This is a genomic window from Priestia sp. JV24, assembly GCF_025910025.1.
Lineage (GTDB): Bacteria > Bacillota > Bacilli > Bacillales > Bacillaceae_H > Priestia > Priestia megaterium.
Genome location: NZ_JAPCIN010000020.1, coordinates 540652 through 560529, shown reverse-complemented (window position 1 = coordinate 560529; position 19878 = coordinate 540652). Strand labels below are relative to the sequence as shown.

At 37.6% G+C, this 19878-nt stretch carries 24 protein-coding genes; 13 read left to right on the top strand and 11 right to left on the bottom strand.

Annotated elements, in window-relative coordinates; all coding sequences use genetic code 11:
* The first annotated feature begins 544 nt into the window (after positions 1–544).
* The 3 genes from OK414_RS18155 to OK414_RS18145 all read left to right on the top strand — a co-directional run bounded on the left by OK414_RS18155 (position 545) and on the right by OK414_RS18145 (position 2934).
* The gene (locus OK414_RS18155; RefSeq protein ID WP_013084113.1) at positions 545–1948 is read left to right on the top strand and encodes an MFS transporter; all 1404 of its coding nucleotides are present in this window, start codon (positions 545–547) and stop codon (positions 1946–1948) included.
* A gap of 291 nt (positions 1949–2239) precedes the next feature.
* The gene (locus tag OK414_RS18150; RefSeq protein WP_013056405.1) at positions 2240–2443 is read left to right on the top strand and encodes a cold-shock protein; all 204 of its coding nucleotides are present in this window, start codon (positions 2240–2242) and stop codon (positions 2441–2443) included.
* Positions 2444–2763: 320 nt separating this feature from the next.
* Positions 2764–2934: a hypothetical protein gene (locus tag OK414_RS18145; RefSeq protein WP_168797080.1), complete on the top strand. Its 171-nt coding sequence runs from the start codon at positions 2764–2766 to the stop codon at positions 2932–2934.
* 183 nt (positions 2935–3117) lie between these two features.
* On the opposite strand, the gene OK414_RS18140 is transcribed toward OK414_RS18145, so the two are convergent.
* Positions 3118–3318, bottom strand: a complete 201-nt coding sequence (locus tag OK414_RS18140; RefSeq protein WP_013058096.1) for a cold-shock protein — start codon at positions 3316–3318, stop codon at positions 3118–3120.
* Between the two features lie 290 nt (positions 3319–3608).
* Between OK414_RS18140 and OK414_RS18135 the strand changes: the two genes are divergently transcribed.
* Positions 3609–4484, top strand: coding sequence for a YitT family protein (locus OK414_RS18135; protein ID WP_013084111.1), 876 nt, complete (start codon positions 3609–3611; stop codon positions 4482–4484).
* Between the two features lie 765 nt (positions 4485–5249).
* Entirely contained in the window at positions 5250–7178 is a 1929-nt protein-coding gene (gene fbp, locus OK414_RS18130) for a fructose-1,6-bisphosphatase (protein WP_013084110.1), read from the top strand.
* A 53-nt stretch (positions 7179–7231) separates the two neighbouring features.
* Here fbp and OK414_RS18125 read toward each other — a convergent pair whose 3' ends face one another.
* Both OK414_RS18125 and OK414_RS18120 read right to left on the bottom strand, forming a co-directional pair.
* The gene (locus OK414_RS18125) at positions 7232–7939 is read right to left on the bottom strand and encodes a M48 family metallopeptidase (protein ID WP_095379106.1); all 708 of its coding nucleotides are present in this window, start codon (positions 7937–7939) and stop codon (positions 7232–7234) included.
* A 1-nt stretch (position 7940) separates the two neighbouring features.
* On the bottom strand, positions 7941–8444 hold the full coding sequence (locus tag OK414_RS18120; RefSeq protein ID WP_016766592.1) for a DUF1456 family protein: 504 nt from the start codon (positions 8442–8444) through the stop codon (positions 7941–7943).
* A 422-nt stretch (positions 8445–8866) separates the two neighbouring features.
* Here OK414_RS18120 and OK414_RS18115 point away from each other — a divergent pair, with 422 nt between their 5' ends.
* The 3 genes from OK414_RS18115 (at position 8867) to OK414_RS18105 (ending at position 10782) form a co-directional block, all read left to right on the top strand.
* Entirely contained in the window at positions 8867–9397 is a 531-nt protein-coding gene (locus OK414_RS18115; protein WP_263045297.1) for an ECF transporter S component, read from the top strand.
* A gap of 89 nt (positions 9398–9486) precedes the next feature.
* The gene (locus tag OK414_RS18110) at positions 9487–9678 is read left to right on the top strand and encodes a hypothetical protein (RefSeq protein ID WP_013058089.1); all 192 of its coding nucleotides are present in this window, start codon (positions 9487–9489) and stop codon (positions 9676–9678) included.
* Positions 9679–9885: 207 nt separating this feature from the next.
* Entirely contained in the window at positions 9886–10782 is an 897-nt protein-coding gene (locus OK414_RS18105; protein ID WP_095379108.1) for an alpha/beta fold hydrolase, read from the top strand.
* A gap of 169 nt (positions 10783–10951) precedes the next feature.
* Here OK414_RS18105 and OK414_RS18100 read toward each other — a convergent pair whose 3' ends face one another.
* Complete coding sequence (locus OK414_RS18100; protein WP_205661673.1) at positions 10952–11518, bottom strand: CBO0543 family protein; 567 nt, start codon at positions 11516–11518, stop codon at positions 10952–10954.
* A 295-nt stretch (positions 11519–11813) separates the two neighbouring features.
* Here OK414_RS18100 and OK414_RS18095 point away from each other — a divergent pair, with 295 nt between their 5' ends.
* The 4 genes from OK414_RS18095 (at position 11814) to OK414_RS18080 (ending at position 14474) form a co-directional block, all read left to right on the top strand.
* The gene (locus OK414_RS18095) at positions 11814–11987 is read left to right on the top strand and encodes a hypothetical protein (protein ID WP_016766596.1); all 174 of its coding nucleotides are present in this window, start codon (positions 11814–11816) and stop codon (positions 11985–11987) included.
* 23 nt (positions 11988–12010) lie between these two features.
* On the top strand, positions 12011–12388 hold the full coding sequence (locus OK414_RS18090) for a hypothetical protein (protein WP_095379109.1): 378 nt from the start codon (positions 12011–12013) through the stop codon (positions 12386–12388).
* A gap of 273 nt (positions 12389–12661) precedes the next feature.
* On the top strand, positions 12662–13285 hold the full coding sequence (locus tag OK414_RS18085) for an FMN-binding negative transcriptional regulator (protein WP_034650256.1): 624 nt from the start codon (positions 12662–12664) through the stop codon (positions 13283–13285).
* A gap of 211 nt (positions 13286–13496) precedes the next feature.
* Positions 13497–14474: a ring-cleaving dioxygenase gene (locus OK414_RS18080; protein ID WP_205661672.1), complete on the top strand. Its 978-nt coding sequence runs from the start codon at positions 13497–13499 to the stop codon at positions 14472–14474.
* Between the two features lie 69 nt (positions 14475–14543).
* Here the strand turns inward: OK414_RS18080 and OK414_RS18075 are convergent, their stop codons facing one another.
* The 4 genes from OK414_RS18075 to OK414_RS18060 form a co-directional block, all read right to left on the bottom strand.
* Positions 14544–14813, bottom strand: coding sequence for a YjcZ family sporulation protein (locus OK414_RS18075; protein ID WP_016766599.1), 270 nt, complete (start codon positions 14811–14813; stop codon positions 14544–14546).
* A 232-nt stretch (positions 14814–15045) separates the two neighbouring features.
* Positions 15046–15939, bottom strand: a complete 894-nt coding sequence (locus tag OK414_RS18070) for a tyrosinase family protein (protein ID WP_205661671.1) — start codon at positions 15937–15939, stop codon at positions 15046–15048.
* 177 nt (positions 15940–16116) lie between these two features.
* Entirely contained in the window at positions 16117–16629 is a 513-nt protein-coding gene (locus OK414_RS18065) for a hypothetical protein (RefSeq protein ID WP_013084099.1), read from the bottom strand.
* A gap of 4 nt (positions 16630–16633) precedes the next feature.
* A complete protein-coding gene (locus OK414_RS18060) occupies positions 16634–16843 on the bottom strand; it encodes a hypothetical protein (protein ID WP_014459119.1) in 210 nt (69 codons plus the stop codon).
* A gap of 198 nt (positions 16844–17041) precedes the next feature.
* On the opposite strand from OK414_RS18060, the gene OK414_RS18055 reads away from it, so the two are divergent.
* Entirely contained in the window at positions 17042–17581 is a 540-nt protein-coding gene (locus tag OK414_RS18055) for a GNAT family N-acetyltransferase (RefSeq protein ID WP_095379111.1), read from the top strand.
* Positions 17582–17643: 62 nt separating this feature from the next.
* On the opposite strand, the gene OK414_RS18050 is transcribed toward OK414_RS18055, so the two are convergent.
* The 3 genes from OK414_RS18050 to OK414_RS18040 form a co-directional block, all read right to left on the bottom strand.
* Positions 17644–18279 (bottom strand): FMN-dependent NADH-azoreductase, encoded by a 636-nt coding sequence (locus tag OK414_RS18050; protein ID WP_263045296.1) that lies wholly within the window; start codon positions 18277–18279, stop codon positions 17644–17646.
* A 485-nt stretch (positions 18280–18764) separates the two neighbouring features.
* Positions 18765–19400, bottom strand: coding sequence for an FMN-dependent NADH-azoreductase (locus tag OK414_RS18045; RefSeq protein ID WP_016766604.1), 636 nt, complete (start codon positions 19398–19400; stop codon positions 18765–18767).
* A gap of 30 nt (positions 19401–19430) precedes the next feature.
* Positions 19431–19748 carry a winged helix-turn-helix transcriptional regulator gene (locus OK414_RS18040; protein WP_013058076.1) on the bottom strand — a complete coding sequence of 106 codons (318 nt, stop codon included), beginning with the start codon at positions 19746–19748 and terminating at the stop codon, positions 19431–19433.
* Between the last annotated feature and the right edge of the window lie 130 nt (positions 19749–19878).

Genomic DNA, 19878 nt, shown 5'->3' with positions numbered 1-19878 from the left:
GTTTTATTCTATGGACCGAATCATCCATTGCTGCACTTGTTAGAACGAGCTTTATATTTATTTTTAAGGCTACATAATTTTTGTAATAGAAACAGTGTATCTATTACAAAATAAAGCTTATATCTAATGGGTTGTAACAATAATTGTCAGATAACCTGAGTGGAAATTGCTACCAAGCACATAGTAAACCAGATGCGCTCTCTTTAACAACAAGTTACTATTTCAGCGACTGTAATTCCATCGAAAACGATCCCTATTTTAGGTGAAAATCGTTTTTTAAATAGCAATGAATTGTACGTTGAAATAAAAAAAGTTTATTTTGGTTTTAATTCATTTATTTGTTAGCGTTCCTTTCTCAGCAATTTTTGGCTTCAATCCCTTTAGCTATAACCTTTTTTAATATTTAACATCACATGAATATTTTTCGTTTTTTACTTAAAAATAAAGAGAGTTACAATACATTTAAGTGTGAAATACAGTAAGTCAAATTTGACTTTACTACTCAGTCTTGTATAATCGTATACCGCGGAGGTGACGTAATGAAATGAAGTTTAATAAGAAAAAAATTAACGTCGTAGATATTGACAAAGCTAAAAAAAGCGTCTTTGCTACAGGAGTAGGAAACGCGATGGAATGGTTTGACTTTGGCTTGTATTCATATTTAGCCGTAATTATTAGTCAAAACTTTTTTAGCGCAGTTGAAAATGATCAGCTCAAATTAGTGTTCACATTTGCCACATTTGCGATTGCCTTTTTAATGCGTCCATTAGGCGGTGTTATATTCGGTAGAATTGGGGACAAGTTAGGAAGGAAAGTCGTTTTAACCACCACCATTATTTTAATGGCCTTTTCCACATTACTCATTGGGTTGTTACCTACATATGATCAAATCGGTATATGGGCACCCATCCTTTTATTAATTGCACGAATCATTCAAGGTTTTTCAACTGGTGGTGAATATGCCGGTGCGATGGTGTATATTGCAGAATCGTCTCCAGACAATAAGCGAAATGTGCTTGGAAGTGGACTAGAAATCGGTACACTTGTTGGCTATATTCTTGCTTCACTGCTAGCTAGCTTACTATTTTTTATTCTGTCGGATAAACAAATGGCCTCATGGGGCTGGAGAATTCCCTTCTTATTAGGATTGCCTTTAGGACTTATTGGTTTTTATTTACGAAGAAGTTTAGGGGAAACACCTATTTTTGAAAATGAACTTTCCAACGAAGACGAAGTCGAAGAAGAAAGCTTCCTCTCTATTTTAAAAAATCACAAAAAAGATGTGTTTGTTTGTTTCGTAGCCGTGGCTTTCTTTAACATTACAAACTATATGCTATTATCGTACATGCCTTCTTATTTGAATGAAATTATTGGTTTATCAAACACAGTTGGTACGGTATTAATTACGGCAGTTATGATTTTAATGGTGCCGCTTGCTCTTATGTTTGGAAAACTGAGCGACAAAATCGGAAACAAGAAAGTTTTCTTAATCGGTTTAGGTGGATTGAGCTTACTGTCAGCCTTTTCGTTCTATTTAATCAACTTAAATGGTTTAGTATTTGTTTCAATCGGTATACTTATTCTAGGTGTTTTACTTGCTACGTATGAAGGAACAATGCCAGGAACGCTGCCAACAATGTTCTACACAGATATTCGCTACCGAACATTAGCGATCACGTTTAATGTTTCAGTTTCTATCTTTGGAGGAACGACGCCATTAGTTGCGACATGGTTAGTTCACGCAACGGGCAATCACTTGGCTCCAGCGTTCTATTTAACGATTGTGAGCATCATTGGATTCTTCGTAATCTTGTTCCTGTTTGCGAACACGGCAGGAAAATCACTCAAAGGTTCATACCCAACAGTTGCTTCTAAATCTGAATACAATGAAGCAGTTGAAAATCCAAAAGATTCATTATGGTGGCACACAGAGCAAACAGAAAAATAAAGTAAATAAACAGCAGCAGCTGAATTAACTGCTGGGCAAAATATGAACACTAAAAAAGAGCCTTCTCCTTGTATCGCATAGAGAAGGCTCTTTTTATCATTCAATCCTTTATCTCATTCCCTGTATTTGCTATTTTTGATTCTGTATGTTACGATTAAGTTAATTATTTTTGTTCGGTATAAGATTGAGAGAAGAGAAATCTCTTCCATAGAATTTTTTATCTTAAGATAGTATGGTTGGACAAGGGTAGTAATACAACCGTGGAGTATTCCACACCAGGAGGCAACAATTATGGAACAAGGTACAGTGAAATGGTTTAATGCAGACAAAGGCTTCGGCTTTATCGAAATTGAAGGCGGAGACGATGTATTCGTACATTTCAGCTCTATTCAAGGTGAAGGCTTTAAATCATTAGAAGAAGGTCAAAAAGTAACGTTTGACATCGAACAAGGCCAACGTGGAGCACAAGCTGCTAACGTTCATAAAGTAGCATAATTAAAAGCAAAAAAGACTCCACATAGGGGTCTTTTTGCTTTGGAGTTTAATAATTTAAAAAGATTACTTAAAAAATAAGTACAGACATTGGAGACAGAATGCTATTAAAGCAGAGCTACCTATATGTAAAATCCCATGTCGCAAAAAATAGAAAAAACCCCTTATGGTTATAGAACTGTATGCTTTAGGAGTACATATACGCCTGAAGGTATCAAAAATAACTAACCTTCGCTGGATTAGCCATTGAGAGATCACATTATATTTCCCGATAAATAAAGTTAAAAATTTGATTATTTTTGATAGGAGAGAGGATGAGAGATATGAGTATAAGCTTATTTACTAATGGAGAAATTGTAAATATAAAAGCATCTAATGAAAGAGTGATCATCTTAAAAAGCCATTATGTAAAAAACATGAAAAGATACTCTTATACAGTGGATAAATATCCAAGTACGTTTTTCTTTGAAGAAGAATTAATGAAACATGAATAAATATTGATTTATAGTTTGGATTTTGTCTATATTATGCTATACTGAATTTACCATTTGTATTACCGATTACTATTTTTGTATTAATAAGCCCTATCCCTTAGTGGATAGGGTTTTATTATGACATTTTCAAGGAAATGAAAAAGACAGACTCCATGGAGTCTGTCTTTTTATATTTATGATGGATTACGCTTTTTGAACGTTAGAAGCTTGAGGGCCGCGTTGACCTTGTTCTACGTCAAATGTAACTGCTTGACCTTCGTCTAAAGATTTGAAGCCTTCGCTTTGGATTGCTGAGAAATGTACAAATACATCGTCTCCGTTTTCGCGTTCGATGAATCCAAAACCTTTTTCTGCGTTAAACCATTTTACTTTACCTTGTTCCATAATTGTTGCCTCCTAGTGTGACACGCACACATTGTGTTACTATCCTTGCTCAAATCTATAGACGAAAGTTATGTAACTTATCAATCTTTACCGAACAAAAATAATTCTTCTTAAACTTAACAGAAATAGGGACTTATTGCAAGGATAGAGTCTGTACAGCTAGAATTTCTCTTTTATCTATGTTTGCACTATGTGAGCTAAAAAGCGATACGTAAGCCTCCTTAGTTCAAATAAAGAGAATGTTTGTGGTACACTTAAATAGTAAAAAACATTTAAAAGTGAGGAATTATATGAACACACCTAAAAAACATCACAGGCCTAAGCGGCTAAAAATTGCTTTCCGAGCGTTAATGGTCATTATCGGAGGAATTATTGCAGCTTACGGCTTAGAAACTGTCTTAATTCCAAACCATGTTTCAGATGGAGGGGTAACAGGCATTAGCATCGTTGCTTCAAACCTATTTGGCTTGCCACTTGGGGTTCTCATTGCCGTTATCAACATTCCTTTTGTATGGTTAGGATATCAACAAATTGGGAAAAGCTTTGCCATATTTTCCATCCTCGGAATTGTCTCATTAGCTGTCGGTACTAGCCTCATGCATCACACTCCAGCAATTATTGAAGGAGATACACTACTCGTAACCGTTGTTGGCGGTATTATCCTCGGGTTTGGAATGGGAATTGCACTTCGTAACGGCGGGGCCTTAGATGGCATCGATATGCTGGCCGTACTGCTTTCTCGAAAACTGCCGTTTGGAACAAGTGATCTTATTTTGTTCTTAAATGCATTTGTATTTATTTTCGTTTCATTAGTATTTGGTCTGCAAGGCGCGATTCTTTCTGCAATTGCATACTTTATTGCATCCAAAGTTATTCACATCGTAGAGGTAGGGCTAAGCGGATCGAAAACCTTCCAGATTATCACTTCTCAGCCTGCATTAATGGTAGAGACAATACGTGATCGTTTAGGTCGAAGCGCTACATACAAAGAAGCTTACGGCGGTTATTCTCATGAAAAATTTAAGGAAATCACATGCGTAATCAACCGTTTGGAAGAAAGTAAAATGAAAGAAATCATCAATGAAATTGACCCAACGGCTTTTGTTACGGTATATGACGTAGCGGAAGTTAAAGGCGGTAATTTCAGAAAGAATAATATTCACTAAGTTCACAAATCACTACATTCGTACGAACACTCTGCAATAATTCACTTTTAGGTTGGAGTGTAGAGATAAGAAAAGCAGCGTGATGTTTTACATCCGCTGCTTTTTTATATCGTAAAATTTATTTAGTACAGGGCGCCCGTTGTATAGCTAAATTGCTTAGGGGCGGGTTTTAAAACCGGATATGCTGAAATAGTGAAACGGTCAGAATTAGGGTGGATAAGGTATCAGCAGACATTAATGTGAGGATTTCCCCTCGATTTTTCTCTTCATCTAACACATCCAACAGAAAAAATCTCTGAACATAAAAGAACAGAGATTCAACAGAATGATGATTCTTATATAATACAAAGGATGACTTTTCCTGTCTCAGAAAGGTCATTTTTATTGTAACACCAGCAAGATCTTAACGCTGTGAGATATCTCACAGCTAGGGAAGAAAAAACCTGCTATTATATAGAGGTCGGAGTAAACTTTCTTAATTATGTGCGCTTCTTTCATATGTATCGAACCTGTTGACTGAGATCAGCAGGTTTTTTTATGTTACCAGCTAGCTGTCATCTTTAAAGGGGCAAGATCGTTTAATCTTTATAAACAAATAGACTTTATACCATTTTACCTATACGTAAAATAGGTTAAAATAAAGGGGTGAGGCGTGGAGAGAAAAGAGTTAAATAAGAGGTGCGTTACATTATGATCACAATTTATCTTACAAGGTTATAACGGTGATTATACTAAATGGTGAACGTTGAAAGGGGATACATAGTTTTGAACACAAAATACCTAGATTTACTTGCACAAAAGTATGATACGGAAGAAAAAGTGGTAACCGAAATTATTAACCTTGAAGCTATTCTTCATCTGCCAAAGGGGACCGAACATTTTGTCAGTGATTTACACGGCGAATATCAAGCCTTTCAGCACGTGCTGCGAAACGGTTCGGGAAATGTAAAAGAGAAAATCAAAGACCTTTTTAAAAATGTATTATCAGACAAAGAAATCAATGAATTTGCGACATTAGTGTATTATCCTGAAGAAAAATTACCGTTGATTAAAGCGCAGTTTCGAAACAAAAAGGAACTCTATCAATGGTATACAGAAATCATTGATCGTATGCTTAATCTCATTTCGTACGCTTCTTCTAAATACACGCGTTCTAAACTGCGTAAAGCATTGCCGGATCAATTTGTGTACATTATTGAAGAGCTGCTATATAAAACGGATGAATTTACAAATAAAGAACAGTACTATACAAAGATTGTTCAGCAGATTATTTCTCTGGGACAAGCCGATAAGCTTATTATAGGACTTGCTTATACGACGCAAAGATTGGTTGTGGACCATCTGCACGTAGTAGGGGATATTTATGACCGTGGACCTGAACCGGATAAAATTATGGATACGCTGATTAACTATCACTCCGTTGATATTCAGTGGGGAAATCACGATGTGCTATGGCTAGGGGCTTTTGCGGGTTCGAAAGTGTGTCTTGCCAATATTATTCGTATCTGCGCGAGATACGACAATCTAGATATTATTGAAGACGTATATGGCATTAACCTGAGACCCCTGCTTAACCTGGCGGAGAAATATTATGATGATAATCCTGCTTTTAGACCAAAGGTAAGCTCAAGTGATAAACTATCCGATCACGAGCGACTACAAATTACGAAAATTCATCAGGCTATTGCGATGATTCAGTTCAAGCTTGAAAGTCCGATTATAAAAAGACGTCCTTTCTTTAATATGTCAGAAAGGCTGTTGCTTGAAAAAATTGATTATGATAAAAATGAAATTACGATATACGGAAACACGTATCAGCTAGAAAACAGCTGCTTTGCAACGATTAATCCGGCGCAGCCTGATCAGCTATTAGAAGAAGAAGAGCAGGTAATGGAAAGACTGCTGCTTTCTGTGCAGCATTCGGAAAAGCTGGCGAGACATATGAAGTTTCTGATGAAAAAAGGCAGCCTTTATTTAAAATACAACGGAAACTTATTAATACACGGCTGCATTCCTTTAGATGAAGAAGGAAACATGGAAAAAATGACGATAGAAGATAAAACGTATGCGGGACGCAACTTGCTTGATGTGTTTGAACATTATTTACAAGAGGCTTTTGCACATCCTGAAGAAACGGATGATTTGGCAACAGATATGGTCTGGTACCTATGGACAGGGGAATATTCATCACTTTTCGGGAAACGCGCAATGACGACGTTTGAACGATATTTTATCAGTGATAAAGCAACGCATAAAGAAAAAAAGAATCCGTATTACTACTTACGGGAAAATGAAGAAGTCTGCCGAAACATTCTGGAAGAATTTAAGCTGAATCCGGATCATGGTCATATCATTAATGGTCATACGCCAGTCAAAGAAATTGAGGGAGAAAACCCAGTCAAAGCAAATGGAAAGATGATTGTTATTGACGGCGGTTTTTCAAAAGCGTATCAGTCTACAACAGGGATTGCTGGCTATACATTATTATATAATTCTTACGGTATGCAGCTAGTCGCTCATAAACACTTTAATTCAAAAGAAGAGATTTTATTAGAAGGAACGGACGTTTTATCCGTAAAGCGATTGGTTGATAAAGAACTAGAAAGAAAAATGGTTTTAGAAACAAACGTCGGAGAAGAATTGTTAAAAGAAATTTCGATTTTAAAAGATTTAAGAAAATATCGCTATAGTTAAAGATAAAAAAAGAGCAGTATGCCCCGGGGCTTCTGCTCTTTTTTATGTAGCCACTACACTGTCATTTCCCAGCTCGACATTTCCAGCCAGTTCTCTTGTTCACGATAATCGGGCATGATTTTACCGACAAGACGCCAAAACGACCGGTCGTGATTCATATGAACCATGTGGCACATTTCATGAACGACTACGTAATCAATGACGTGCTGCGGTGCCATTGCCAGCCGCCAGTTAAAGGTTAGCTGACGCTTGGAATCACACGTGCCCCACGCTTTTTTGCTATCGGAAATCGAAATGGAGCGCGGCTTTGTTTTAAAATGTTTTTGATAGGAGGAGATACTCTTGGTTACTAGCGCTTTACATTGTTGATAGTAAAAGCGTTTGAGCGCTTGTTTTATCGCTTCATTGTCGTGTTGATTGACATAAATCTGAAGCGTGTTCGCTTCAAACACTACAGAATCCTTTGTAATGGTCGAATCGTGATGAATCTGTATCGGATAGTTTTTTCCTACATACAAAAAGCGTTCTCCGGGTTCATAGACTTTTTTCTGTGGTCCATGCGTTCTATCTTTCATTTCGTTTATTTTTTGCTGAATCAATGCCCAGTTGTTCTCTAATAACATCCGTACTTGTTCAGTAGAGGTTCCTTTAGGAGCAAGGACTTCGACCGTTCCGTATCCGTCTACTTTGATTGCAAAAGAACTTCGGTTTTTATATCGTATTTCATAATGAATACTCTGATTTGAAAAAGTGTGTATCATTTTATCCTCTATATTGTACGGTTAAGCCTCTTAGGAATTTTCGAGCAAAATTCTCTTTGCACGGTTTGTAATTTTTGTGGCCTTTTTTTCGTAATAAAGCACCTAATTCTGCTTTAGATACACGTATGCCACCGTCGTCGAATACTTCTAACATCTCTTCACTGGTTAGGGACAAAGCAATTTTTACTTTCTTTAATAAGACGTTATACATATTTTGATTGCTTTGAACCGGCGCTGGAGGTGCTTGCCCTGGTTTAGGGTCTTGTTCTCCTCTTTTAAAGGTAATAAAACCGTTTAAAAAAGAATCTAACATATTGTTACTGCACGAGATGTGTTCGTCCGCATGAATTGCATCCTCGTCCTCTTCGTCTGGTGTTCTCGTAAGGATCTTTAATACGTCTTCTTTTGTTACGTCTACTCCGCCAAGATTAAAGATCTCTACCATTTCTGTGTTTTTTAAATCCAAGGCATATCGTAATCTAATTAAAATATCGTTATTATCCATTCTTGCTCCTCCTATAACTTGCTTGCTGTATGTAAAAATCATGACTGCCACAATCTGAACGAACTTGGTCAATATCAGTACAATTATAGTAACAGGTTTCGCTGGAATTCTAGGTTATTCCATTCATTTCTACAAACATATAATTTCTCATATTTATCAGCCTTCGTCAACTCTTGAAAAAGAACGATTTGCTCATATTATGCCCGAACAGACTCTTTACCATAACAAAAATTAGGCACCGCAGTCTGCTAAAGGAAGCAGAAGCAGCTTTATTTTTTTAAGAACAGATAGGACAATTTTTGAAGTTGGCGGATCCCTGTGTACTGCTAGAATGATATACCTTACTAAATAAATAGTTTTACGTATTTATTAAGTGTGTAATTAGGAGTATGATAGTAGTAAAAAAAGAAAGAGGTCAACAGATGAATTCAACATACTCACCCAGAGAATCAACCAAAATTAAAGCTTTATCTATGCATGCACTTTTTATCGCACTGACGTTTGTAGCGACAATGTTTATCAACATCAAGCTTCCAATCATGGGTAACGGAGGCCTCATCCATTTAGGCAACGTTCCTCTTTTTATAGCAGCCTTTCTTTACGGCAAAAAAACAGGAGCCATCGCCGGGGCTTTTGGAATGGGTTTATTCGATCTCATCTCCGGCTGGACAGCATGGGCGCCGTTTACGTTTATTATCGTAGGGGCAATGGGCTTTTTAGCAGGTCTTATATCTGAAAAAGCACCTGGTAAAAGAGCACTTGTGAACACACTGGCAGTTGTTGCTGCGCTGATTGTGAAAGTCGTAGGCTACTATTTTGCCGAAGTGATTCTTTACGGTAACTGGATCCTCCCGCTTGGTTCTATACCGGGGAATGTGATGCAAGTTGTTATTGCTGGCATCATCGTCGTTCCGCTTGTAGGACGCTTAAAAAACAGAGCTGTACAGATTTAATCGCTCAATTGTAAGTCGTTTTACCATTATCCTATCCTTAAGTGATATACTTGATAGATATTCATCAAGTGAAAGGAGCGGAAAACACCATGAAATATTTAAAATCACAGATGAAGCAGCTCATTAAAGACAATCAGGAACTGCAAGGTAAGCTGAATGGACTGATGAAAGAGCACAGCCTTGAAAAAAACTTTGCTCTTAAAGCTCTGTACCATGCAGAAGTGGCTGAAGGCGGGAAATATCAGCTTGCCTATCAAGCATTAGACGCACCGAAAAAGTAATGGCCTTGTTGCTCATTCGTATATTTCTTCATTATAAAAAGGCAGCCGAATCGCATATTTGGCTGTCTTTTTTAGCAAGTAGAATAACATAGCATTATGTTGGCTTTTGCACAACTTCTTTCTAACTGCTTAAATCTTGATAAATAGGGTATTAAAAAATAAATGCTACCGATCGTTCTAATTATATAAGAAAAGAGGAAAATAGCGATGACCGTATCTGCTTTAGAACAAGCAAAAGTAGAATTACCGAATGGAGAAACAGTAAATTACCGAATGAAAAAAGGCGGAAAAGAGGTACTTTTGTTAATTCACGGAAACATGAATTCTTCCCTTAACTGGGATGTGTTAATGAATGAACTTCCAGAACATATCACAGCTTATGCGATCGATTTAAGAGGATTTGGAGACTCCACTTATCATACACCTATCCACACAATCAAAGACTTATCAGATGATGTCAAACTGTTTGCGGATGCTTTAAAGTTGTCTGCTTTTACAATAAGCGGATGGTCATTAGGAGGAGCAGTTGCTATGCAATATGTGATTGATCATCCGAATGATGCCAAAAATTTAATTCTCTTAAGCTCCGTCAACATTAAAGGCTACCCCATTCCAAGAAGAACGTTCCTAGAACTGCCTATTCCTAACAACTTTATACAAACCAAAGAAGAAGTAAAAGAAGCATTTAGAATGGTAGAAAACGCAAAAGAAACAAAAAACACATGGTTTTTAAAAATGATGCTGCGTCAATTTTTATATACAAAAAATAAGCCGTCTGCTGATCAATTTGAAAAATATTTAGAAGGAACGATCAAGCAGCGAAATTTAATTGATATCAATTACGCACTCATGAGATTTAATATTTCAAACGATTTTAATGGTGTTGTGGAAGGGACAGGAGAGGTGGAAAAAATTATGATTCCTACTATAGTTATTCAAGGCGATGAAGATAAGATGGTTTCCACAAGAGATGCATCTGACATCGCGAAAGGCATAGGGGAAAACGCGACGTTAAAAATTATGAAAGGCGTAGGCCACTGCCCGTTGTTGGATGATTTAAGCAGTTTAATGGACTTATATAACGCTAATTTAAGCAGGGCTTAGTTTGCTGCTAACAGAAGTTTTATTATTGCTAGATGCAGCATGTTCTAAATTAACAATGAGAAAAGCCTTCTATTTTTTGAGGAAGCAGACAACTAGTAAGGAAAACAATCAAAAAAACGTAAGGTCTTTTGAAGATGCTTACGTTTTTTATTGATGACACTTATCAAATTTAATGCTGTTTTTCAAAATAAAGAAACAGATTGGTAATCCATTTTGATAGCAGTATCACACCCAGATAAAATACAAATAAATAACCGTAAGTAGCCCATTCATGCAGCTGGAAAAAGCCAATCCCTGTTAATAGAGGCTTGAAAATAAAAGCAAAAAACAAACAAAGAACAGTTGCATATGCATAGTAATTTTTATGATGGTTAATTGTCCATTGATAAAGAAGCATAAAAGAGACAGGAATAAGCGAAGCATCTAGGCTAAAGCTTACGGGTATGATTGTGTTGATTTGGTAAGGATACGTCCACAGCCCGTTATAAACTCCAGCGGTGTCGCTATAGTGAAACCAAACGTGCACGTTAAATCCATAAAACCCTAAGTGAAAGGCTTTTTTTCGATCAATTAAAAAATAAAGAATGACTAAAGGTAAAATGAAAGCCCCCAAGGTAACCCAAAACTGCCAAGAGCCTGGAGTGGAGTATTGCTGCCAATATTCAGCCCACGTTTTGGCTAGATTTTCTTGTATGCTATGTATTTTTTTTAGATATTCCTGTTGGTTTGGTGTCAATGTAATCCATCCTTTTTAAGTAAGCAAAATTTCGTTACTTTTAAAATGCCCTTTTCTTAAGGTTTGGATACCTTTCCCTGTTGAGTTGTTTGTATTTTTCTGCACGTAAAACAATGTACGTATTTGGGATGATCTGCATGCTTACGTCGGTCTTGCTGATTGGAGAGGCCGTTTATCAGCTCATCATTTAAAAAGCAGTTACAGAGACTGCTTTTTTTCCATTTTTATGAAACTTTTAGCGCGATTTTTACGTATAAAAGGTATCAATAAAATAGTAGAAAAAAGGAGTGGTTTTTTGTCTGAAGAAAAGAAAAAGACAGATTATCTAGGAATGGGGTTAGGGATGGGCGTTGCGATGGGAGCTTCTCTCGGTATGCTTATGGATAATATTGGGTTCGGCATTGCGATCGGAACGGCCTTAGGAGTTGCTTTTGGAACGGCAATGAATCAAAGGAATAAAAAGGAATAAAGTTTTGAAAGAAGGAGTTCAGAATGAAGTATTTTGACGAAGCAAAAGAGCTATGGTTAAACTATGTTCCGAGAAATGGCCAGTCGGATATCGTAGAAGGAGAAGTCATCCGGGCCATTGAAAAGCTTCGCTGTGAAGCTCAAGGCAACGGAAATGCCAATTGGGACGGCGGATTTGAGATGCTGGTGTTATATATACTAGACGTATTGAATGATCCGGACGTATTCAGCACAGCTATGTTAGCCGAAATAAAAGCCGATGTTCACACCTTGCTCACTTCGGCAGAAGATCCGTATTTAGAAGATGACTTATACGATCGTTTGACCGACCGCGTCATTGAGTGGCATATAGCCAAAGGCGGACCTATCAAACGAGAGAAAAATCCTCAATTGTATAGATAAACGTGAGAAAGGAGCTGTTTTAAACAAGCTCTTCTTTTTTTGAGTTTCTGAAGCTTTATTTAACAAACATGTATCTAGTTGCATCATGTGCTAAATAAATACATATAAAAAATAGCGGTTTACATCGTAGCAGTGTAGCATAAGCTTCTTAAAAAATCCATTCATAGATGGTAAAATGTTTGCTGACCTCCATAAAAAGTTCATAACTGACGCTGTTGCAAACACGTATAGTATTATATCTTTTACTAAATAAGAGATAAAGGAGAAGCGCCGATGTATATTCCAAAGTATTTTAAAGTGAATGAGGAACAAATAATGTATGAATTTATTGAAGACAATGGATTTGCCACTTTGTTTTCGTATCATAATGAAAAGCCTTATGCTACTCATTTGCCCCTGATGTTAAACCGGAAAGAAAAAGCTTTATACGGACATTTTGCTCGTCCGAATCTGCAGTGGAAAGATGCTGAAAATCAAGAAATTTTGGTTGTTTTTCAAGGGCCTCACTGTTATATTTCACCGTCTTGGTATGAAACGAATCAAGCTGTACCAACATGGAATTATGAAGCTGTTCACGTGTATGGCACCATGAAAGTGATTGAAGAACCAACAGAACTGCTTGGGCTGCTGAGGAAGATGGTGGAGAAATATGAAAGCCCGAGCAGTACATATACACTAGATGACGTTGATCCTGCTTATATGAATGGTTTAAGCAAAGGAATCATTGGGTTTAAAATCGACATCAGCAAAATGGAAGGCAAACAAAAGATAAGTCAAAATCATTCAGTCGAAAGACAGCAGTTAGTCATAGAAAAATTAGAGCAGACGTCTCGTGAAAATGAAACAAAAATTGCGGAGCTGATGAAGCAAAATGTGCAGCGCGTGCTTAAGAAGTAACCGCTGTTGGAAAAGATCAGCAGTTTGTTAAAGGGAAGATAAAGAGAAACTAACTATGTGTTTAGTTTCTTTTTTATGTTCACAACATTTTCTTGTTATTGACAAACAGGCTGTATATCCTTTAAAATTATCTTTAATTAAAGATAATTAAATTAAAGATAATTTTAGTGGAAGTTAAAAAATTTATATATTATGAAAAGAGGCGGAGCAGATGGAATTGTTAGGGTTGCATCATGTATCTATTTTGACGGGGAAAGCTGAGAAAAACTATCAGTTTTTCACCAAAGTTTTAGGCATGCGATTAGTAAAAAAAACGGTGAATCAAGATAACACTCAGTCTTACCACTTGTTTTATGCAGATGGAGAAGGGACGCCAGGAACGGAAGTAACGTTTTTTGATATTCCGGGGCTTGCAAGAACGCATCAAGGTGCATCTGACATTTCGACTGTTTCGCTTCGCGTTAAAAGTACGAATTCTTTACACTTTTGGAAAGAGCGCTTTGAGCAGTACGGAGTGGAATATGAAGAAATAGCTAAACGAGCTAATCGTGATACGTTAGCATTTAAAGATTATGAAGGTACACGTTTGCTTCTTGTCGCGGACAACGGTGAAAAAGGGGTAAGAGCAGGCGTGCCGTGGAAGTGCGAAAACATTCCGTTAGAACATGCGATTATCGGCTTAGGACCGGTCACGCTAACGGTGGGTACGCCAGAACCAACTGTTGACGTACTGACAAATATTATGGGATTTCGCTACGCGGGTTCTTATCCATCACTTGCAGGAGATCATAGAGATATTTTGGTTTATGCAACAGGTGAAGGCGGAAGCGGAGCCGAAGTTCATATTGAAACGAGACCCGATTTGCCGAAAGTTCGCTTAGGGCGCGGTGGCGTTCATCACGTTGCATTCCGTGTTCCAAATGAAGAAGAATACAATAAGTGGGCAGCTCGATTAAATGAAAACAGTCTGCCGAATTCCGGTAAAGTAGAACGATACTATTTCAAAGCACTTTATTTCAGAGAACCAAACGGCATTTTATTTGAATTATCAACGGACACACCTGGATTTGCGACCGATGAACCGCTTGAAACGATGGGCCAAACATTAGCCCTGCCGCCATTTTTAGAGCCGAAGCGCAAAGAAATCGAAGAAAAGTTGAGACCCCTAGATTTGGATGAAACGCTATAGAATTCTGAAGGTGCCTGCCGCCTATTAAGACATGAAAAAACTCCAGTATTTATACTGGAGTTTTTTAGGTTAACACTCATCGTGCCAGAAACCGCAACCACATGCACCAATAATAATGAGTAAAATAAACAGTACGATGATAATGGCGAAACCATTACATCCGTGGTGAGGAACGCCATATCCACATTCAGGAACCATATATCCATAGTCCGGCATTGAATACCCGCAGTGTGGAACCATGTGCTCATAAGCAGGAGCTGTATAGGCATGGTGAGCCATAGCAGGTGAGAATGGCATATTTTCATTAGAACTAAAAGGTGCGTTTACGTTATTATGCATTTTGATATCTTCCCTTCATTTATAAAACTTTTATAAAGCTTTGATAACTTATTCATATGTTCCAAGGTCCTTATATGAAGCTTATTCACAGCCCAATTATGGTTGATTAACTATATTTTATGGTGAATGGAAATGAAACAGTGAGTTTTATGATGCTTGTGGCCTTATAAGTTATGTCAGAAGGGAAGGGGTTTACCTGTTTTTGATTGTATACTGCTGTTTCTAGAACGGGTTATGATGAACGTTTTGATTTTCTTAATTCTATATCGTATACGTACCCAAGCTTTCGATGGTTCATAACGTCTTCAGGGGTTGTATTCCAAGGGTACATCGGATCTCTAAAGTTTTGACCAAATGGCCCGTTTTTCATCGGCTGATAGTTTTGATTACGATGAACAATTTGCCATACAGCCCAAATACGATCCACATTTGCGTGGTGTAAAAAGAAGACAGGATCATTCGGAGCAGTAGGCACAATGCCCATCTGTCCGCCAACCCAACGGTGTACGCGATTGTGAAGCTGTGGCCCGTTAATAAATCCTTCAAGCTGATTACGAAAGCTGTTTTGGCTGGTCATATCCCAAGGCGGCGTATCATACTGAGTTATTTTTAAAGCATTGAGGACATCATCTCGAGTAGGGAGTGTAGGTGCCTCTTTCGTTGCTCCAAAATTACGTTTTAGCCCTCCGGAAGGATTTCCTTGTTCATCGATCGTCGTCCAGCGCCCAGCTGCAAATGGCCCGGTATCGACGATAAAATCTTTTATGGGATTTCCGTTTCCTCCCATAAAATCTGCACTCCAAATTTGTGATTGTGAGGGATCCTGCATCTGTGCGTCCGTTTCCCATTCCCAATAAGGAAGGGTTACTTCTGGATTGATTGACTGAAGGTCACGTTCGAATCGTAAAAGGTATTCACGATGCCACGGTAAAAAAGCAGAACTCATATGTGCTGCATTTCGATCGCTGCCCGGAGGAGTATGAAATTTACCTGCTGCACCATGCCAGGCTATATAGCGGTCATATATCCCTTTTTCCTTTAGTATTAGCACGGTACGAACAAAATCTCTTTTTTCCGTGTCGGTAAGATGTAATACGTTTTTTCTAACTCTGTACTTGTTACTCATTTTTTAACCTCTTTCTAAAAAAGAAGCAAGGGGCTGTTTCTTTTTTATATTTAGAATATGTCCAAGAGGTAAAAGTGCTACTGTAAATTTACAGAGACTTTTTTAAAGGTGTAAATCATAAATAGAGGTAAAATAAAAAAAACAGGCATGCGCCTGCTTTTATTCACTGCATTATTATTAATGACCAATTGGATACATGGTCGTTACGCTGTAGTCGTAGTCTTTGCCTCTGTAGTCAGTATACACAACTCTAACTTCTTGGTTTAAAGAACTAATATACTTTTCTTTAACGTAGTTGCCAGATTTATTGTTGGTGCCGTCTTCGCCTTCGTTGATGACTTCTTCAGCAACAGACATCGCTTGTTTTTCATTTAAATACTTACTGAATTGGCTTTTACCTTGATAGTTGTCAACGCCTGGTTTTTGCATATGCGCGATAATGTGGCAATATCCGTATTTATCATTTCCTTCTTGTAAGACAAGTTCTTTGCCGGTAAATAACCTGTCGCTTTGAGTCTCTGCAGAGCATTGGTTGCTTGATGTAGTGTCCGATGTGCTACTCGATGTGCTGCTTGAATTTTCATGCTGCTGAATGAGGGAAATGGGCGAATTGTTGGTAAATACAGCGATGAGGGCAATAACAAGTGCCACAATAGTGTATAGTATTTTGCTGTTTTTAAAAAAATCCATTCCTTTATGCGTCTCCTTTTTGAATCAACGTTAAAATCAAATCGACTTTCTTTTCTAGCTGATCAATTAAGTTTTGTTTTACTTGTTCTGATTGTAATAAAGCGCTTCTTAGTTCGTCCATATCTTTTTGCATATACGCACGGTTTTCTTTTTCTTGCTGCAGCTCTTTTTGAAGAGCGTGTATCGTGGACAGCAATTCTTTATCTTGGTTCATTTCTGCGTTCACCGCCTCTGTGTTGATAAAAAGGAACTTATGCCCACTATATAAAATACCACTATCTCCGCTGTAAATCGACTATTTGGATAGGAAATGAGTCCTCCCGGGTAGGATTTTAGCAGGATATTGCTAGTTGAGAGGAGAATAGTATGGTTTACCGTAGATAGATAAGCTGTGCAGAAAAGAGGGAAGAAAATGTTTCCAGAATTAGAGACAAAACGGCTGATGTTAAGAAAAATTGTAGAAGATGATGCCGGTGAGATTTTAGAATGCTTTTCTGATGAAGAGGTTCTGCGCTATTACGGGCAAAAACCTTTAGAATCGATCAACCAAGTGAAGGAGATCATTAAGAATTTTTCCAAAGGCTACGAAGAAAAGCAATTGATTAAATGGGGGATTCAGCTAAAAGGAAAAGAAAAGCTGATTGGAACAATAGGGTTTCAAGAGTGGTCTTCTGAGCATAAGAAAGCGAACGTAAGCTATGCTCTTTTTCCGGAGTATTGGAACAAAGGATACGCGACAGAAGCCGTTCATGAAGCGATTTCTTATGGCTTCAACGAACTTCAATACAATCGTATAGGAGCGATTGTATTTACGCAAAATAGTGGATCTATCGCCTTGTTGAGCAAATTAGGATTTAAAAAGGAAGGGACGCTAAGAGAGTACCTGTACCAAAACGGCATCCCGTTTGATACATATGTTTATTCGCTGCTGCGCGGGGAAGCAAAGGTATAAATGCAAGCATGAAAAAAAGGAACATGGGGAGATGTTCCTTTTTTTCATGCTTGCAGTTTTTATTAAAACGTACGTGCAGCTTCTTTAGCGCGAGCAATGCCGTCTTCTTTAATTTCTTGTGCTTTATCTGGCATTGCAGCCTGTCCTTCTACAAATAGGCTTCCGATAGAGGGAACGCCGAAGAAGTTCATCATAATGCGCATATAGCGGTGACCCATTTCTAATTCACCAGCAGGGCCGCGAGAGTAGATACCTCCGTTTGCTTGAATATGATACGCTTTTTTATCTGTTAATAGACCTACAGAACCTTCTGCTGTATATTTAAATGATTTTCCAGCTACTGCTACAGCATCTAAATATGCTTTCATCACTGGTGGGAATGAGAAGTTCCACATTGGTGTAACAAATACATATTTGTCCGCTTGAGCAAATTGGTCACTTAACTCGTTTAAACGAGCAACTTTGCGCTGTTCTTCAGGAGTAAGCGCGTCAAATTCTGCGCCGCTTCCAAGTTTACCCCATCCGCTGAATACATCGCCGTCGATGTGAGGGATATATTCTTGATATAAATTAACGTGAACAATCTCATCCGTTGGGTTTACTTCTTTATACTCGTTAATGAATGCATCTCCCGCAGCCATACTGAATGATTGCGTAGCATCGTTAGGGTTTGCTGTAATATATAATACTTTTGCCATAATTCTTTTCACCTTTCTGTCTTCAATATATAAATGTTGTTTCATGAATTAAAGATAATATGTTCGGAAACATCTACTACGTTATTAATAGTAACTTACGTAACAAATTTAGTCAAAGGTTTTTTATTGGGTTTTATCATATTCACAAACGTTTTTAAGAGTATTACGCTTTTGAGTTTTGTAGATAATCCCTTTAAAAACAAAGGTTTATTTCATTTTAAAGTGTTATTTTAAACGTTATTCATTTAGAGGAACCATCTTTTTTGAACGTAGATAATTAAAAAACGAAAAAGAAAAATCGTACATTTTTGCTTCATGCGTTATTAATAGTAACAAAAAATAACAGCTTTTTATCTTTCCTTTAAATCTATTTTCAGCGTAAAACGAGCAGGAAGGTGATCATTATTTCAAGGGAAATATAAGGGAGGGAAGAGGAAAGAAAAAGACCTCGATCTGCTTCGAGGTCTTTTTCTTTTCTATTGAATTTAAAACGTTTTGGCCATTGAATGGGCTGTTTGGAGTGCTTTTTCTTTAATTTGCGGAATTTGATCAGGGAATTTTACTTGCCCTTCGATAATAATGCTTTCAAACGCTTCGATTCCAAAGAAGTCCATCATAATTTCTAAATAGCGGTGGCCCATTTCTCTTGCCATTTCAGGGCCTTCTGAATACACGTCTCCGCGGGATTGAATATGAATCGCTTTTTTTCCTTTAAGCAATCCCTGAGCGCCTTCTTTTGTATATGTAAAGGTTTTACCTGACACGGTAATCGCATCAATGTACGTTTTCATAATCGCAGGAACAGAGAAATTCCACATTGGCGTGACAAAAATATATTTGTCAGCGAGTACGAACTGTCCGCCTAGTTCGGCTAATCGTCCCACTTTTAATCGTTCATCCGTTGATAAATCCTGGATGGAAGAGTGAGAACGAAGCTTTTTCCAGCCGTTAAATACGTCTGCATCTAAGTATGGAATATCTGCTTGATATAAATCTAAATGAACTACATCATCTTCTGGATGTGTTTGCTTATATACGTCGATAAATTCTTTCCCCACAGCCATGCTAAGTGATTCGTCTTCAGCTAAAGGGTGTGCAGTAATATAGAGAACATTTGCCATGATGCTCATCCTTTCTATGGAGTAGTTTTATTAATCTTGCACCCAGCTTTCTGCCCACTGGCTAATCGGCCCTAATATTTTACCTAACTCCGTTCCTTTTTGAGTCAGCGAATATTCAGAACGAATAGGGCGGTCCGGAATGACATTTCGGACAACAATTCCGTGGTCTTCAAGCTCTTTAATTCGTTCTGTCAAAAGCCTTCTGCTTAAGGCTGGTATACTTTCATTTAATTCACTAAAGCGTTTAGGACCGCTCATAAGCACATAAATGATTAATCCTGTCCACTTCTTGCCAATCAGTTCGAAACTTTTTTCTACTTTAGGTTGAATATCTTTTGGTTCGTCCATATTACGTATCCTCCTTCAAACAATATGGATGAAAAATAACTTATGCATTTATTGTAACAGAAAAAGCATAAAAACATGTGGAAACTTTGGGTGAAGCAGGGTGAAATGAATAATTTCACTAGTATTTGTA